The 17,991-nt window shown below is 44.1% G+C and carries 15 protein-coding genes; 5 read left to right on the top strand and 10 right to left on the bottom strand.

The features are described 5' to 3' along the window. Positions 1–111: 111 nt before the first annotated feature. The 5 genes from ACRBG0_RS00900 to ACRBG0_RS00880 all read left to right on the top strand — a co-directional run bounded on the left by ACRBG0_RS00900 (position 112) and on the right by ACRBG0_RS00880 (position 5,704). Positions 112–840: a porin family protein gene (locus ACRBG0_RS00900; protein ID WP_431485052.1), complete on the top strand. Its 729-nt coding sequence runs from the start codon at positions 112–114 to the stop codon at positions 838–840. Between the two features lie 57 nt (positions 841–897). Continuing rightward, positions 898–1,764: a carboxylating nicotinate-nucleotide diphosphorylase gene (gene nadC, locus ACRBG0_RS00895; RefSeq protein WP_431485051.1), complete on the top strand. Its 867-nt coding sequence runs from the start codon at positions 898–900 to the stop codon at positions 1,762–1,764. A 27-nt stretch (positions 1,765–1,791) separates the two neighbouring features. Next, positions 1,792–3,900, top strand: coding sequence for a tetratricopeptide repeat protein (locus ACRBG0_RS00890; protein ID WP_431485050.1), 2,109 nt, complete (start codon positions 1,792–1,794; stop codon positions 3,898–3,900). Between the two features lie 100 nt (positions 3,901–4,000). Further along, positions 4,001–4,552: a class I SAM-dependent methyltransferase gene (locus tag ACRBG0_RS00885; RefSeq protein ID WP_431485049.1), complete on the top strand. Its 552-nt coding sequence runs from the start codon at positions 4,001–4,003 to the stop codon at positions 4,550–4,552. Positions 4,553–4,564: 12 nt separating this feature from the next. Beyond that, entirely contained in the window at positions 4,565–5,704 is a 1,140-nt protein-coding gene (locus ACRBG0_RS00880; RefSeq protein ID WP_431485048.1) for a PQQ-dependent sugar dehydrogenase, read from the top strand. Between the two features lie 77 nt (positions 5,705–5,781). Here the strand turns inward: ACRBG0_RS00880 and ACRBG0_RS00875 are convergent, their stop codons facing one another. From ACRBG0_RS00875 to ACRBG0_RS00830, 10 genes are all read right to left on the bottom strand, one after another. Beyond that, positions 5,782–6,399, bottom strand: a complete 618-nt coding sequence (locus ACRBG0_RS00875; protein ID WP_431485047.1) for a DUF937 domain-containing protein — start codon at positions 6,397–6,399, stop codon at positions 5,782–5,784. 339 nt (positions 6,400–6,738) lie between these two features. Then, positions 6,739–8,199, bottom strand: a complete 1,461-nt coding sequence (locus ACRBG0_RS00870) for a transglycosylase SLT domain-containing protein (RefSeq protein ID WP_431485046.1) — start codon at positions 8,197–8,199, stop codon at positions 6,739–6,741. Positions 8,200–8,433: 234 nt separating this feature from the next. Then, on the bottom strand, positions 8,434–10,023 hold the full coding sequence (locus ACRBG0_RS00865; RefSeq protein ID WP_431485045.1) for a DUF4139 domain-containing protein: 1,590 nt from the start codon (positions 10,021–10,023) through the stop codon (positions 8,434–8,436). 186 nt (positions 10,024–10,209) lie between these two features. Beyond that, positions 10,210–11,517: a TolC family protein gene (locus ACRBG0_RS00860; protein WP_431485044.1), complete on the bottom strand. Its 1,308-nt coding sequence runs from the start codon at positions 11,515–11,517 to the stop codon at positions 10,210–10,212. A gap of 31 nt (positions 11,518–11,548) precedes the next feature. Continuing rightward, on the bottom strand, positions 11,549–11,971 hold the full coding sequence (locus ACRBG0_RS00855; RefSeq protein ID WP_431485043.1) for a GtrA family protein: 423 nt from the start codon (positions 11,969–11,971) through the stop codon (positions 11,549–11,551). 4 nt (positions 11,972–11,975) lie between these two features. Next, positions 11,976–12,506, bottom strand: a complete 531-nt coding sequence (locus tag ACRBG0_RS00850; RefSeq protein ID WP_431485042.1) for a 5' nucleotidase, NT5C type — start codon at positions 12,504–12,506, stop codon at positions 11,976–11,978. A 30-nt stretch (positions 12,507–12,536) separates the two neighbouring features. After that, a complete protein-coding gene (locus tag ACRBG0_RS00845; RefSeq protein WP_431485041.1) occupies positions 12,537–15,680 on the bottom strand; it encodes an efflux RND transporter permease subunit in 3,144 nt (1,047 codons plus the stop codon). A 54-nt stretch (positions 15,681–15,734) separates the two neighbouring features. Then, positions 15,735–16,910, bottom strand: coding sequence for an efflux RND transporter periplasmic adaptor subunit (locus ACRBG0_RS00840; RefSeq protein WP_431485040.1), 1,176 nt, complete (start codon positions 16,908–16,910; stop codon positions 15,735–15,737). A gap of 72 nt (positions 16,911–16,982) precedes the next feature. Further along, entirely contained in the window at positions 16,983–17,423 is a 441-nt protein-coding gene (locus tag ACRBG0_RS00835; RefSeq protein ID WP_431485039.1) for a MarR family winged helix-turn-helix transcriptional regulator, read from the bottom strand. Between the two features lie 216 nt (positions 17,424–17,639). Then, positions 17,640–17,991, bottom strand: a 352-nt coding sequence (locus ACRBG0_RS00830) for a T9SS type A sorting domain-containing protein (RefSeq protein ID WP_431485038.1), incomplete at its 5' end; no start/stop codon positions are given.

Below are 17,991 nucleotides of genomic sequence, written 5' to 3'. Positions count from 1 at the left end.
AAAAAGCTATTTTTGCCGTGCTTTTTCCAACGAAGGAGCTGAACAAAAATTGTTGAGCATCTTTCCAATAGGACAACATCGCTTGCGTTAAACAAAAAAACAGTTTAAACGATGAAAAATATTATTGCAATTTGTGGACTCCTTTTCTTTAGTTTGAGTCTATCTGCCCAAAATGACATTCAGTTTGGTTTCGAACTAAGCCCAGCTGTTTCTTGGTTATCTACTGATGATAACAAGATTAATACCAATGGCCCAAATCTGGGCTTAAAGTTAGGAATGATTGGTGAATATTACTTCCGTGAAAATTACTCTTTCACGACGGGTATTGGTTTCCATTTCAACGCTGGAGGGAAACTTTTTTATGAAGAAACCATTGATACCGTTAGCCTGTGGACTGATGCCAATATTCCCGGCGATAATGTCTATGAAGGTGGTACTGATTTTAAATACAGTATCCAGTACGTTGAAATTCCTTTTGGTTTGAAACTGCGTACGCGTGAGTTTGGTTACCTGAAGTACTATGTTGAGCCTCGTATGACGATGGGTTTCCGTACACAGTCTAAGGGTAACATCCTCAATGATGCAGCGGTAGACAGTGAGGAAGATTTCGATATCAAATCAGCGGTAAATCTTTTGAATCTTTCCTGGGGAATTGGGGGAGGTGTTGAATACACGATCTCTTCAAATACAGCTATTATAGGCGGAATTGCTTTTCAGTCTGGTTTCACAGATGTAACCAAGGACAAGAATACCCTTCTCGTAAGCAACGGCCGGGAAACCAAAGAAGATTCGAAAGGTAAATTTAACAGTATTATTCTTCGCCTTGGGATCATGTTTTAAGAAACATAGACTTTAGCGAAAGCCCGGTTTATAGTTTTAACAGCAAAAAAATCAAACATGTCCTTTACCCTAGATGCTAAATTAGAAGAGCAGATTCATGATTTTATCGTCCGTGCTTTGCGGGAAGATGTAGGTGAAGGCGACCACACGTCGCTGGCTTGTATCCCGGCAGATGATCGTTCTACCGCCCGCCTGCTCGTGAAAGATCCCGGTATTATTGCTGGACTGGCCATTGCTGAACGCATTTTTCGCCACGTAGACCCTGATGCTGAACTGAAAATCAATACAGAGGATGGGAAAACGATGAGCTACGGCGACATTGCTTTTGAGGTTACCTGTAATACGCAAGCCCTGCTTAAAGCAGAACGCCTGGTACTCAATACGATGCAACGAATGAGTGGTATAGCTACGCTAAGTAATCGCTTCGTTTTTGAGGTGGAAGATATGCCGGTTAAAATATTGGACACCAGAAAGACGACCCCAAACTTGAGGTTCATTGAAAAATGGGCAGTTCGTTTGGGTGGCTGCCATAATTACCGTGACGGATTGTACGACCGCATCATGCTGAAAGACAATCACATTGATGCATGTGGTGGTATTACCGCAGCTATTCAGCAGGTTACGGCCTATCAAAAGGAGAAGCAACTAAATTTGCCTATCACGATTGAAGTACGAAACCTGGTCGAGCTTTATGAGGTTTTGGGAATAGGCAAAGTGGACCGAATTATGCTGGATAATTTTGAATTACCTATCCTGGCGGAAGCGGTTGCTGTAGTAAATAAACGCTTTGAGACCGAAGCCTCCGGAGGGGTCAATATCCACACCGTACGTAAGATCGCCCAAACGGGTGTGAACTTCATTTCTGTGGGAGCATTAACCCATTCGGCTGTTAGCCTTGATTTGAGTCTGAAAGTGGTGAAATAAGAGCTATTCCTGTACCAAAAACCGGCTATGTTGTTCTACAAGTATGTCCTGATCGGGTTCTTAGTATTGTTCAGCCTTTCTTTGGGTGCACAGCCTAAAAGTACATTGAAGGAAGAAGCGAAAGCCTTTATTGCTACCGAGCATTACGAAGATGCTATCCAGACCTTGGAGCGATCACGACAACTTGTACGAAGTGACGAAGAAAGTCAGTTTTTAATTGCTGTTTGCTATTATCAACTGAATCGCTTGGAAGAAGCCCAGGCTTTATTGGCATCTTTGACAACGGCAGACAAGTCTCCTTATCCAGAATGCTGGTTGTACCTGGGGAAGATTCTCCATGCTCAACAACAGTTTGCTGAAGCTGCTGCACACTATAAGTTATACCTACGTACACTTCGTCCTGATCACCCTAACCGGCCGATGATTATTGAAGAAATTCGGAGATGTGATAATGGATTACGATTGCGGTTTCATGATGCTCGTGCGATTGTAGAAAATATGGGGGCTCAGGTCAACACGAGCGGCGACGAATTTGCTCCTGTGTTGAGTCCTTCTCGCTCTACCCAGTTGTATTTTAGTGCCGTTAGGCCAGGCAATAGTGGTGGGCCAAGGGATAAGGATACTCGTCCTGATGAAAAATTTGGACGTTTTCTAAGTGACATGTTTTACACCCAACTAGAGGGAGGGCAGTGGCAGGAGGCGAAGGCACTCCATAGTTTACTCAACAGCCCACAACATGAACACCTTATCGGCTTTGCAGGTCAGGGGCAGGTGTTGCTTTACTATCAGGGCTGGAATTGGGAACGCGGAGAAATTTTTGCGGATACTTTTCAGCAATCTGAGCAACGTACGCTTACTACTACGCCATTACTCGCACCTGTTAGGGGACAAAATGGGGAGCAACAATTGTTTTCTTATAATGATACGTTGATCATTTTCGCCAGCCGTAAGCCTGGAGGCTATGGCGGGCTTGATTTATATCAAACATCTTTTCGAGACGGGCGATGGCTGGCACCGGTAAATATGGGCCCGATCATCAACTCCGCCTTTGATGAAACGACTCCCTTCCTTGCTCGTGATGGTAAAACACTTTACTATAGTACCAATGATAGTAAAAAATCTATCGGAGGACTAGATGTCATGCGAACGGTATATCTACCTGAAGCTGCACGTTGGTCTCCTCCCGTAAATATGGGGCTACCCATTAATTCTGCGGATGACGATACGCATTTTCGATTAGCTCGCGATGGATTCACGGGGTTCTTAGCCTCGTCGCGCAAAGATGGGCTAGGACAGCGTGATCTTTACGTAGCGTATTTTACCAAGTACCGGCAAGAAATGGAACCACCTACTTTTTCCTTTATTGCTAGTCCGCCAGCAGCGCCAGTGGCCAGTACTCCCGTGGTCAACCAGCCTGTACCTAAGCCTCCCGTATCTGTACCTGTGGCTCCATCACCCACGACCAACGCCTACACTTGGCAAACAAGGTCTTCCAGCTTAAATACTGCGGTAAGGCCCACCTGGTTGGTGAGCTTGGCGGAACAAGCAAAACAATTTCCTGAAGATCATTTGGTTTTGACCTGCTATGTACCCCAAAACCTTCAGGGGGCCCTCAGTAGTGAACTTTATTCGGCGCTTCAGTTATTGACAACGTATAGTCGGACTTTAGAATCAAATGGTATAAAAGCGGAACGCATCTTTATCCGGGCCTTAGCCCATAGTGAACAGGATTATCAAATAGATGCTCACTTTGCTCCTGTAGCGACTAGTTTTTCGACAAGGTCAGTGCCTGTCATTGGAGTTGAACAGGCAAAATCTCCTGCCAACAATGCTTTGGAAGAAGCCCTATGTTATAAAGTGCAGGTCATGTCGGTGCAGCGTTCTGTTAGTGATGTAAAACTTAGCCAGCGGCCACAGTTGATGCTGGAGCAAGCTTCTTCCTCTCCTTATCAACGGTTTACTGCCGGAGCATTCTCTAATTTTGCAGCGGCAGATAATTTTCGACGTGAGTTGATCAGTACAGGGTATCGAGGAGCATACGTTGTTCCTTATCTCTACGGTAGACGCCTTGAAAAAGGTGAAGCAGCGCAATATCTAAGCAGCTTCCCTGACTTGCGTAACTTTCTGGGGCGTTAAAAATTAGACTTTAAGTTCTTTCCTTACAATGTTAATTCTGAATTAATACCAGAAATATTTCCGTACTTTTGATTCCATCTGTGATTGACGAAGGAAAGGAATGAATAAGATCAAATTTTTACGAGAGGGTATTAAAAACCTCCGCACCACTGGCACTGTAACCCCTAGTTCGCGCTTTTTATGCCAATCAATGCTTAAAGGGATTGATTTTGACAAAGCCCGGATTATCATAGAATTAGGTGGAGGAGACGGTGTTGTAACTCGCCATATCCTTAAAAAAATGCACCCAGAAGCAAAGCTTCTGACATTTGAAGTACAAGCCAACTTTTGTGATTTACTTCGAAAAATAGAGGATGATCGTTTGGTGGTTATCGAAGACTCCGCAGAGTTCATTGAGCGGTATCTGCGTCAACATGGTTACGAAAAGGCAGACCACATAATTTCAGCCATTCCATTTGTTATTTTCCCCAAAGAAGTCGCAGAAAACATAGTGAGAACATGTCGTGACCATTTGGCACCGAAAGGCTTTTTTGTGCAAATGCACTACTCTACTATTCTGAAGTCATTGTACGAAAGCATTTTCCCAAAAGTAAAAACAAGCTTTACCCCATTGAACATTCCTCCCGCTTTTGTTTTTCACTGTAGTAACTAACTACTTCCAACTATGAAATATTTACCTCTTCTTTTTTGTCTGTTGCTAGCTGGGTGTGGACAAGTCAATCCTCCTATTAAGAATCCACTCAAATCAGCGTCAGAAGAGTTACCCATTGATCGAATCAAGCTCCCTGAGGGCTTCAAAATTGAAGTATTTGCTAAAGACATTACAAATGCTCGTTCTATGGCGATTTCTCCAGCGGGCACCATATTTGTGGGGACCAGAGGCGAAGGCAAAGTATACGCCTTGAAAGATACTGACGGTGATTTCTTTGTGGATGAAAAATATGTGCTTGCAGAAGACCTGCAAATGCCAAATGGCGTAGCATTTCGCGATGGTGATCTATACGTAGCGGAAGTGAGTAGGGTAATAAAATTTGTTGATATAGAGAACCACCTTGACCAACCAGGAGACCCCGTAGTTATCTACGATCAATATCCTACAGAAACGCACCACGGGTGGAAGTTTATTGATTTTGGGCCTGATGGCAAACTGTATGTTCCTGTTGGTGCGCCATGCAATATTTGTGAATCAGAGGAAGATATTTTTGCTAGTATTACCCGTATTAATCCTGATGGAACAGGATTAGAGGTAGTTCAACACGGTATCCGAAATACGGTTGGTTTTACCTGGCATCCTGATGATCAAGAGCTTTGGTTTACTGATAATGGCCGTGATATGCTGGGAGATGATATCCCCGCCTGTGAGCTGAATCATGCTACCGCTATGGGCCAACATTTTGGCTATCCTTATTGTCATCAAGGAGATTTGCCCGATGAAAAATTTGGAGAAGGTAAAGATTGTGCAGACTACATCGCTCCAGTGCAAAAACTTGGTGCACATATCGCACCACTAGGGGTGGAGTTTTATACAGGAGCAATGTTTCCTGCTGCCTACCAAAAACAAATTTTAATTGCTGAGCACGGTAGCTGGAACCGTAGTAAAAAAGCAGGTTATCGTGTTACGATGGTGACACTCGATGAAAATCAGCAAGCCATCGATTATCAAGCCTTTGCGAGTGGCTGGCTAGATGAGGAAGAAGATGAAGTATGGGGTCGGCCTGTAGATTTGGAATTCCTACCTGATGGTTCAATGCTGGTATCAGATGATTATGCCGATGCGATTTACCGGATAAGCTACAGAGAATAATAAGCGCTTGTAAATAAAGAAAACCCCAGCTACTGAACAGTAGTTGGGGTTTTCTTTATTCCTTAGCGGAGGTCTGTTTACTTGCGCTTGAACAAACCGCCCAGTAAGCCTTTGCCGAGCATGCCTGCTACATCATCAATGATGCTACCGTCGCCATCAGCATCCAGGAAGCCAGTGATTAAGCTCATGGTAGGGTTACTTCCTTGCTGTTGTTTGGTGAAACCAGTCAATAGGTCGGTCAATCCACCTTGGTCAAGGCCTTGTTCACGCTTGGTTTTACCCAACATGCCCATTACAATAGGAGCAAGTGTTGTCATCAAGCTACCCGTTTTGCTAGCATCCAAACCACTCATCTTACTGATCATGTCAATAGCACCACCCTGGCGGTTACCCAAAACGTGGTTCAAAATACCAGCACCATTCACGGCACGTTCGTTGTCGATGCTACGCTGACCCGTAACCATTCCCATAACATCGTCAAGGATACTTCCGTCGTGGTCATTTTCGAGGGCATTGTTCAAGGCAGAAGCTCCATCAGGAGTAGAAGCATTACGTGCCATAGCGCCTAGCAAAGTAGTAAGGATACTGCTTGTAGCAGCAGAGGTCGTTTCTTTGTCAACACCACCCAGTTGGTTTGATAGTTGATCGATCAGTCCTTCTGATACTTGGCTTTGAATGAGGCTAGTTAAATCCATAAAAACATTTGTTTAATTTCTCTTGTGACGGAGGTTATTCGAAAAAGTCATGTGTAAGATAAGTTTTTTTCATTTTTTTTAACAATGAAGCAAAAAAAAGGCAGCAGGCCATTCCTATGAATGTACACCTGCTGCTGATGATTCAAACTACTCTCTCAATAGTTCGTGCTTCTTAGCTACTTAATGTAGTGTTTTTTTTGGAGCGTGTTCCGTGTGAAGTATTATCAGATAAACTAAATACTTCCTTTGTTACGATGGTAGAAAAACGACAAATAGAATGGTCTATTGCCTGAAGGACAGAATTTTTTCTGGTAGAATAAGAGAAGATTATTCTGGTTATTACCGTGAAGGCAAATAGATTAACCTTCCTGCTGGTAAGGCGCGGTCTTTTGAAAGATCATTTTGCTGGTAAAATTGCTCGTTGTCAACCTTTGGAAAGCGTGATAAAATCTCCGAAGGTTTTTCTCTACGGTTTAATTGAAAACAGAATTTAACGTTAATTGCTGAAGGCAGAGCATGGAATACTGGACTCAGCGTGCTGACGATTTTATCTGCCTGTAAATGAGGGGCTCTCCAGTTATTAGATGCAATTTCCCGCATAGGAAGATCGTGAAAAAGAACGGGCTGGAAAAATTTTATGACTTGTCCTTCAGTGAGGGAATCCAAGGGGGAGATGTTGTTCCATATCGCCAATTGAGAACTCGAAAAATTAAGCCGCTTCGCTACTGAGGCCAAGGAGTCTCCCTCGGCAACAAGTGTTGTGAATGTCTGATAATTTAAGTGGTCATCTGGCTGGTAATCGTTGAGCTTAAAGATAGGGGCCCATGGTAAAATAGGCTCATCTTCCACTTGGTCATAAGTCGCTAGGTAGGTATTCATAGCTGGGATGACCCGCTGTGGCAAGATAAGATTGTGGCCACCAGGGTAAGCTGGCAGGTAGCCTTTTTTATAACCAGGGTTTAGGTTTTGAATAAACTCAATGGATAATCCCGTTACCTGAGCAATCCGATAAAAACTTAGAGGTGTTTCAATGACCATCCTTTCCACCAACTGTTGATCTAATGCTGGGAAGAAGGGAGTTATTTCATGAGCAGCGTAAAATTCGGTAAGGTATATGGCCGCAATAAAAGCAGGTACGTAGTTGCGCGTTTCTCTGGGTAAGTAACGACGTACAGACCAGAAGTGCTTTCCTCCACTGCGTCGTTGTGCTCTCCTTACTCGGCCTTTCCCTGCATTGTAAGCAGCAATGGCTAAAGACCAATCGCCAAGGTATTCATAAGCACTTTGGAGATAGCGAATAGCTCCTTGTGTAGCCCGATAAGTGTCTAGTCGTTCGTCGAGGTATTCATCAATGGTTAACCCAAATTCTGGGGCTGTTTCAGGCATGAATTGCCAAAGTCCTTCTGCGCCGACTCTAGACACAGCGTTGGGTAATAGCGCCGATTCAATGACAGGTAAATACTTGAGCGTTTCGGGTAAACCCGCTGCGGCCAGCTCGGCTTCAAAAATGGGGAAATAAGCAATTGCTCGCCCTAGATTGCGGGACGTTTGCGCAGGGTATCGAAGATGATTAGATATCAATCGTCGAACAGTTGCGTCTAGGCGATGCTCTAATAAAGATTGATCAAGGAGTTGTAAACGCTCCTTTACCTCTTCTTCCGCATAAGCGATAATCTTGTCTACCTGTGCCTCTACCTGAGCATCAACAGATGTCGCACTTAAGCGAGGAATAAAGAGGCAAATAAAACTGGCTAAACCGATAAGTCGATGCCAAGATAAAAAACTAGGGTCTGTATCCATGATAAGGTTAAACTGACCCCCAAAGGTAAGAAAATTCTAATGGTCGCTTTTTATGGCGATTTGGTTTTTTTAGATGAATGCAGAAGGAAGAGAGAAAATACATAGAAGAGGATAGAACACAGGCTCAACGGATTTTGCAGATTGACACGGTTTAAAAACCTGTGATTATTCACTTGTGTCGACTTTGTGATCTGTTGAATCGATGTTCTATCCTAACTCAAATCTACTGTCAGGTTATTCTAAGAAAATATTCATATTCTTGGGATGCTTGACGAGATAGCGGAAGCCTATTTCTTTTTGTTCACCAAACTTGAGGTCCAATTCCCAGCGGAGCTTACCGGTCGTAGGATCATGTGTTGCACCTTTGGCTTGATCCAGTTCTACTTCTATCTCATCTGTAGTAGATACCGGAATCTGATCTTCAATAATGAGGGGGACATCATTTTTGCGGCTCTTTTGCACTTTAATGGTCCAGCCTATTTTTTGTTCGGTTTTGGTACCTAGGAAGCGGCGACTACGGTATTTGTCTTCCCGCTCCCGTTCGATAGTAAGGCCTTCGTCGCGACCCAAACTGAAGACGAGTGTGTCTGTAGCGATACCTGTAGATAGTTGGGATTTGCCTACATAAGCGCCGTCGAAAAACAAATTAACAGGGCCAGGTAGCAGGCTATATTTGCGCCAATCGGTTACACGAGCAGTCAGGTAAACATGGCAATCATATTTCGGTGCTGCGTAGTATTGGTAGTCTGCAGGTAATTCGTAATCGTCTACAAGTACCCGGTATTGCTGCCCATTGCTAAGAATGTCTTGTGCGAGGCGTACTTTGAATTCTGTATTTGTAAGGTTTACGGAAACATCTGCGCCTGCAAAATCAGCTTCTACCTCCTCTCTGGTAACGACAACATTAGAGGTTTGCATCAAATCATCGTACGCATAACCAGCAGGTTGTTGCGCCCGGGCATACGGCTGGTTGGGGTTGAGGTACCAAGTGGTAACGCGAGGAGCATTTTGCTGCTGGCGAGGATTACCTGTTGAAAGGGTGAGTTTGATGTTTTTCCAATCTTCGCCAGTGCTCTGCGTCACAATTGCACCATAGCTAAGATCAACAGCTTGCTCAAGATCTTCAACGCGAAGGTCATAAGTTGCCGACCAAGATGCTCCATTGATAAGGTACATAAGTTGAAATTCTGCATTAACAGCACGGTCTGCCTGGTATTGTACGACAACCTCTGAGACACTTTTTTGTTGTGTTTTCCGAATTTCATTAAGCTGTTGATCTACTTGCTTGAGCTTTTCCTGATCGGTGCGCATATTGGTACTAATGTCAAAGCGCTCTAGTCGTATTTCGCCCAAACGTTGGCGCATATATTGGCTTACTTTCAGTAATGCGTCTACGTCTACACCTGTTTGGGTGCCGCCAATCGATTTGTTTGCCAATAATACTTTTTCTTCTTCTGAAAGAACATCGAGTTTGATCTGTTCTCTAGCCAAAAGGTCTGAAAGGCGTTCACGTTCCGCAACCAGTCCAGCATATTCTGGAGAATCGGTAGGTGCTGTGAGGTAATTATTACGAGGGTTAACCGTCAAAATAGTGAAGTCGCCCGTAGCGCCAAGGCGTACAGAGCTTTGGTCGAGTAGGGGGCTCAGGCCGGTAAGTACGATTGTGCCTCGGCCGGCAGGTAAATTCATTTTCCCTGTACGGGTAATCTGGGCGGTTTGAAGATACACCGTTACATCACGAATCGTTGTTTCCAATTCCTTTTGAGCCGAGAGGCTAAAAAAGGTAAAACAACTCAAAAAGAGGCCAAGCAATACTTTGTTCATGTTTCCTAGAATTTTGGTTTCCAGGCGTAGATGCATTGGCGTTAATAATTGCATAACGGGCGTAAAAAAAAATCTCTGACAATTTTTATGTTTAGAGCCAATCGAAAGCAAAATCACGCTCCTTAATCAGTCGCTTACGATCTTTACTTTAGCTTGATCACAAAAATAGTCAGAGAAGGAAAAAAATTAACGCACCAGCTCCCCGGTCAGGCGAAGTAATTCTGTTTCGGTATTTTTTAGATTGAGAATTGCGTTCAAGCGTGATTGGGTAGCGTTGATATACCCCAATTGTATACTACGGTAATCAAACGAATTGATCAGCCCTCCTTTTTGGCGCTCCTCTGCGATGGTGAGGTTACGGCGGGCATTGGATACGAGTTCGCTTGTCAGACTCACCAGTTGTTGCTGGTTTTGGTAGGTCGCATAGGTATTGGCAAGCTGAGTTTTTAGACTTTGCTCCAAGCTGGTGTATTGTAATTGAGATTGTAACTCCTGCAGCTGGGCAGTCTCTATCCGACGCTTTCTAGCACCGCCGTCATAAATATTGTAGGTTGCTGTCAAGTTGACGAAGCCACGGAGGGTTTTAGCGGCTACGCCTGGCAAGTCTTGTTCGCTAGGCATGCCCCCAAAGTTGAAGGTTTGAGAACCGTTGCTGACATTGATATTGTAGTTGGCACCAGCATTTAAACTTACTTGTGGTAAGCGAGCGACACCCAGCACTTCTGTATTAAGGGCAGCTAGTTGAATGTTGACATTGCTAGCTTGTAACTCGGGGTTGTTTTGGAGAAGTTTTTCTTCTAAATCTTGTTGTGTATATGCTGTTGTAACACCTTCAAGAGAGTCGGTCAACGTAAAATTGGTAGGGGTGTCTACTCCCATAATTAACTGTAGGTTACGCAAAGCATTTTGATAAGCATTTTGTTGTACCAAATAAGTGGTGGAGTCATTGAGGTAAGCATCTTGTGCTTGTACTAAATCAAAAGCCCCGGCCTGACCAAATTCCTGACGGGTTTCCTGATAGCGAATCCGATCACGAGACAAGCCCAAGACCTCTTGAAGCACTTCTAGTTGTTCTCGCTGTACGAGCGCACCATAGTAAGCTTGGATGATGCCCTGAATAGTGCTTTGTATTTGTGCCTCGAGCTGTTCTTGACTAAGGTCCAACTGTTTGGCGAGTTGATCCTTGGCATAAGTAACCCGAGAGCCATTGTACAAAACCCAACTTGCAGAAACACCAGGCACCACGGCGTTGGAAATCACAGAGCTTTGCGTCACGACGCTCGCTGGGTTTTCTGTTGAGGAGTAGGAGTTGTCAGAGCCAAGGGTGAGGTTGACTTCTGGATACTTTCCTGTTAAGGACCAGTCGTTGTTGTTTTCAGCAATGGCGACGGAAGCCCTCGATAGGCGAACCTGGTAGTTGTTTGTGAGCCCTTTAGCAATCGCTTGCTCCAGGCTTAGTGCTTCCTGGGCATTGAGGCTTGTAGAAAACAACATTCCAAATCCAAGAATAAAACACAGTATGCTCTTAGAAAAAACGTCTTTCAAATACATAACGCTTACAATAAAAGTTGTAAAAAAATACCAGGCCGGTGGTCATCAGCTTAGCGATTAGTTGATACTCCTGAAAGAAGGGGTACCAGTTGAGGACATAAATAATACCAGCACTTAGCACCAGTCCTCCGAGTGATACTAACATACTCCACAAAAAAGTAGCACGGGTAGATCCCTGTTGTTCAAAAACAAAATATTTCTGAAAAAGGAAATTAACAACGACCGAAACAGAATACGCGATGACTTGTGCTTTCACAGGAGCTACTCCTTGCTCAAACAGCGGGAAGTAAATCAAGTAATCAATTCCTGTAGCCAATGCACCTCCAACCGCAAAACGGGCTTTTTTTGAAACTAGTTCGGTAAGTTGCGCACGTCGGATTTCCTTTTTGTCAGCCATTTTATCAAGGGGTTTCCGATGCGAAAAATTCTCGAATCTCCAACCAGTTGTTAACCCTGGTATAGCTGGTCTCGTCGATGTTGTGGGAGGCAGTGTACAGGAGGCCTTTGCCGACGAATTTTTTCAAATTACGAGGATGATCATCAATCATATAGTCTGCTCGAAGGATGCTTTTGTCTCCGCAGAAGACAAACTTTTTCCAACTAATGAAAGGAAAATGATCCAATAACCAATCGTATTTATCTTCCAGAGAATTACGAAACTCCATTGCAGATGTTGTGAAGAAGATATCGTATTTCTCGTTTAATTCCTGCACGACTTCTTGGCTGTTTTCCATGACGGGCAAGTCGCGAAAAAAACCCTTGTTGTATAGAACGTTTCTGATATGGTCGGCACCGGGGATGTCATAAATTTTCTTTCCCCAGTAGTCTTCCCGTTGTAGGCGTTTACCAAATTCAGCCTCGTAAGCGGCCAGGAATTTGGGCATCACGTTAGCGACCACCTCGTCCATATCGAGTGCTATTTTTTTTCGCATAGTGTCTTCTTAGTATTTTCGTGCTGTTCCTTATTTCGTGGGCATAGTTTCTTTATAAGCGGGTTCTACCTCTCTATATTCCGGTTTCTTGGCGTTCCACAAATAGTCCCGGTAAACCCGGAAGCGGTTCAACGCAATGAGCAGAATCGGCAGCATAAGTAGGATGGTAATCGTCGCTGCTAACAAACCAAAACTAACACTGATGGCCATCGGAATAAGGAATTGGGCCTGTAAACTCTTCTCGAGTAACAAGGGAGCAAGTCCGGCAAAAGTAGTAACCGTCGTTAAAAGAATAGGCCGGAAGCGACTCACACCTGCTTTGTATAAAGCATCCATTTGTGATTTCCCCGAGCGAAGTTCATCATTGTAAGTGCTTACAAAGACGAGAGAGTCATTAACCAAAATACCGACCAAGGCGATAATTCCCAGGAAGGAGAATAAGCTGATTGGTGCACCCATCAACCAGTGTCCCCAGCCTACGCCGATAAAAGCAAAAGGAATGAGCAAGAATACCATAATCGTTTGCCCTACAGAGCGGAAGGTCAATGCGATGATGAAAAACATCAAGGCAAAACAAATACCACCCACCAGTTGAATGGAAGCAGCCGACTTGGCTTGCTCCCTGTTTTGACCTTCGTATTGAGCGGTTACAGTTGAATACTTTTTCAAGATCTCAGGGATGATGACAGTCTGTAAGCTGGTCGTAACATCACTCACAGATACCTCGTCGTTGGCGATGTCAGCTTCTACTTTAATTTCCCGCTTGCCATCGATGTGGTTGATGCCGATCACGCCGCGTTGTACATCTAAAGTAACGATTTCCGAAAGCGGAAAAGCACGTCCATCGGGGAAACGCACCCGCATTTTGGCTAAATCTTCAATCGTACGGCGATCTTCTTCATTGTAACGTAGCCATACCCTTACTTCATCCTGTCCGCGTTGCAGGCGCTGTGCTTCGGCACCAAAAAAGCCTTGGCGTACTTGCCCTACAATATCCTGGATGTCTAATCCCAGAAAGCGTGCTTTTTCTTTGAGCGTGATATTGACTTCACGGAGGCCTTCCTGATTATTATCCACAACATCGGCCAGTTCTACGAGTTGGCTCATTTCGGCTTTCACCTCTTCGGTGGCGGCTTTAAGTTCTTCGTAGTTTTGACCTACCAGTGAAATTGAAACAGGCTTACCAAATGCGGATTGAGCACCATAACTCAATACCTCGGCTTCCGGGATTTGGCCTACTTTACTTCTAATACGATTAATGACTTCCCGTAAAGCAAGTTCACCACGATTTTCACCATCGAGCAAAGCTATAGAAATCGTTCCCTGATAAGTACTTGGCCCTAGCGTTACCTCAATTCTTTCAATGGCCTCCTTTTCGTCGTTGAAATATTCCTGGCTTAATTCTTCGTTGGCCTCCCATGCTGATTTTTCGATGTATTCCAACCAGTTGAGTGTAATGTCATCTTGCGTACCAGCCGGCATCTGGAGAGTAATGCTTACATCGTCTCTTTCTATAACAGGAAAGAAGGTCGATTTTATGATCCCACCACTCATTGCCCCTATAGTGATCATAAAGAAGCCAACAAAAACACTGCTGATTAGCCAGGAGTTCTTCATGCTGAAGCGCAGTGCTGGGGCATAAATATTATCTCTTAAGTAATTCATGCGCCGGTCAAACCAAGCTTGTAGAAGATTAGGTGTTCGATCTTGGCTAAGTGCTTTGGAGTGGGCAACGTGAGTAGGCAAAATTAGCACGCCTTCAATCAAGGAAAAAAGTAAGGAGAAAATTACTACAATGGCCATTTCGCTAAAGAAATCACCCAAGCGACCGTCTATGAAGAGGAAGCTGGCAAAAGCAACTATTGTTGTAATGATAGCTGCAAAAACAGCGGGAAGAACCTGCATCGTACCATCAACGGCAGCTTGTACAGGAGATTTACCGTCTTCGTATTGTTGATAGATATTTTCACCAATGACGATGCCATCATCTACGAGGATACCAATTACAATGATCATCCCAAAGAGAGAAATAACATTGATGGTGATGCCTAGCAAATTAGCACAGATAAACATCCCCGCAAAGGAAATAGGAATAGCCAGTGCGACCCAAAAAGCAAGGCGCCAGTGTAAAAACATGGCTAAGAATGCGAGTACAATCAGGAAGCCAATGATCCCGTTTTTAGCAAGCAATTCTCGGCGTTGAACGAGAACGGTACTACCATCGCGGGAGATCGTTGCCTGAACTTCTGAATTACTCTTATTAAAGTCCTCTACATATTCCTTTACTTTAGCATTAATGCTAAGCATGTCTTCTTCAAGTGTATTCTGAACGTTGATGAGTACAGATGGAGCTCCGTTAAGGTAAGAACGATTAGGGGTGTCTGCCCACCTGTCACGGATATCTGCGACTTGATGTAAACGGACAGTTCCTCCTTCTGGCGTCGTTTTTACAACAATATCCCGAAGGCCATCGGCATAGTATTCTTTACCCTGTGCACGCACGAGTAATTCTTCCTTCTTGCCTTTGATCGTCCCACCGGTAATATCTACGTTTGACCCACGGACAGCTGTTGATGCTTCTTGTAAAGTCAGTCCGAAAGCACGCAGGTCACGCTCACGGAAAGTTATCTCGATTTCTTCTTCCGGAAATCCACTTAGCGTTACTTTGGAAAGGCCATCCATGGCCAAGAGGTCGTCTTCGATCTCGCGGGCATAAAGTTTCAATGCAGCTAAGCTTACATCTCCACTAAGGGCGACATTGATCGCAAAGCCGAGGTTTTCACGCTTGTAGATTACAGGCGGTTCCATGCCAGTAGGGAAGGAGTTGATCCGATCCACAGCGTTTTTTACATCTTGTAAGACCAAGTCGGTGTCATAACCCTTGAGGACTTCTACGGTGATGTTTCCACTGTTTTCAGAACTAACGGAAGTGTAGCGTTCGACACCCGTAAGCCCCTTGAGATTGTCTTCAATCTTGCTGACGATACCTTCTTCTACTTCTTCTGGAGCAGCACCTGGGTAGATCGTTTGGATACTGATGATCCGGCTAGGTGTTTCCGGGAAAAAGGTCGTTTTCATATTGACCGCCCCGAAATATCCCAGTGCTAGGAGGCCAAACATAATAAGGTTGGCCGCTACTGGGTATTTAATGAAGTATTGAACAATTCCACGCATAATCTTGGAAATCTAGAGCAATAATTGAGAAAGGTAAGAAGCAGGTATTTGGGGCTAGTTCATTCCCAGCGGAGCGGCCTCCGTATTATCGGAAGCATTCTGTTCCACAATAGGTAATGGTTCTACTTTCATGCCGTCAAAGGCACCGGGTATTGGCTTGGCCAATAGGGGAGTACCGTTGGGAACGCCTTGTACGATGATGTTCTCTGGTTCTACTTTTACCAATTTAATGGTGTGGAGACGTAGGGTACTATCCTGGATGGTGAATACCTGACGTTGATCTACGAGTAAATTTCGGGGAATACGTACGGCTTCATCAACGGAACGAGCAACAATGTCGCCTCGGAGATACATGCCCTCTCGAAGTTCTTTGCCTTTTACACCAATAAAGACCTGTACCGTTTGAGAACCGGGATCAATCTGGTCGCTGATGCGTTTGACTGTCCCCTGCCACTCACCAGCAATATCTTCGGAGGCCAATTTTACAGAATTTCCTACTTTGATGTAGTTGAGGTCGGCCATTGGTACGGTGGCAATGAGTTCGTAATTTCCTGTTGCCATCAATTCTCCCAACTTCTGCCCTGTACGGATAACGGTACCAGGGTTGATACTGGCTGAAGTAAGTACCCCTCCGAAAGGTGCGTAAAGTGTGAATTTACTCAACCGCTCTTCCTGGCTCTTGATGTTGTAATATTGAGTGTAAAGATTACGAGTGGCAATAAAGCGCTTCTCTTGATCTGTTTTAGGCTCAGGGAGCGGTTTGATGGCTTTTTCTACATCGAAGCTGTTCAGGTATTCTTCCCATACGGTGAAGTTTTCCGAATAATCGATTTTTAAATCAGGCATCGCTTGAGCAATGGCATTGAGTAGCGTGCTTTTTTGAGCAAGTAAAGCCAAGCGGGTTTCACTATCGTCGATTTTGATCAGTGGACTGCCTTTTGGGAAAAAAGTACCTACTTTGAATGCGCGTCCTGAACTTTGCACCATACCACCAACCTCGGCATAGAGTTCTACCTTGTCAAAGGCAGCTAACTGTCCCTGTACATCTAAGGTTGTTACAATGGTTTCTTGTTGTGCCGCCATCACCTGAGCTTGCTTGGCAGTGGTGACCTGTGGCTTACGAGGGGCTTCTTCCTTTTGCTGAGAAAGATAATTATACCCCATGAAGCCTATCAAAAGAATTATCCCTGCTCCAACAATGGATAATCGACGTTTTGTAAGATCAGTCATATCGTCAACCCAATTTTAATTTGTAAAACAAGCGATGCTTGAGTTTTAATTCCGTACAAGTTGCGTGTGCAACTATTTGCTTAAGTTGTTGTACATTTTTTGCAAAACAGTTGTGCAAGCTTCCAATTCTGAATCTGTAATTCCTGCTTTTGCTTCGGCCATAACCTCTTGGCCAAGCGGGAGAATAGTTTGATATACCTTACGCCCTTTTGGGGTAATGTAGATGCGTTTAGTACGTTTGTCTATAGGATCAGCTATTCTTAGCACCAAGGCTTCGCGCTCTAAAAGCTTGAGAGATCTGGTAATGGTAGCTTTGTCTTTGAAACTAGATATTGCTAAATCCTGCTGACGGACGCCATCTTTTTGATATAAGTCTGATAATACCCCCATGTGAGGCCCCATCAAGTGCTGGTCCTCTTTGTTGAGTTTATCATACATCCTGCCTGTTACAATTCGGCCAAGACGAATTGTAAGCAGTAAAAGGGGGTCTATTAGTTGATTAGAATTGGACAAAAAATGTTTTTTTGGTTGCGCACGCAACTATAAACTACTTAGTTGTAAAAAGGTTTAGTTGGTTGTACTTTTTTTTGTGAAACCTCGCTTTTTTGCAGCAAACGGGGTTTCACAGTTACAGTGAAACCCCGCCGGTCCTTTGAAACTCTTGTCAAAGTCATTCGTTCAACACCACTTCCAAATTTTATTCTAATGGTATTCGTTAGCAGAATGATTCTATTGAACTATCACTGGTTGAAGACTCAATCCACCATCACTTTGCAGTACAAATAAGTATAAACCAGGAGTCCATTGGGCATTGATTTGTTTTGTTATGGTACTTCCTGTGCCTTTAAAATCCATTTTAAAAACGGTAGATCCGAGGATGTTTTTAATACTTACGTGATAATTTTCCCCAATCTTACTCTCAAAGCTGAAACGGAGAAAATCACTTGTTGGATTGGGGAATACCTTGAGAGCTGTTTCCTCTGAAGATAAATACTGTGTAGTAGTCGGGTCGCATTCGTCTGGAACACCATTGTTGTTGTTGTCCAGATTGTCATCGCCACCTGGGCAAAGGTCGTCTGCA

Origin of the sequence: Lewinella sp. (assembly GCF_050633125.1) — a bacterium.
GTDB lineage: Bacteria > Bacteroidota > Bacteroidia > Chitinophagales > Saprospiraceae > Lewinella.
Note: the sequence above shows the minus strand (reverse complement) of the source record. Positions and strands in the feature narration are given on the sequence as shown.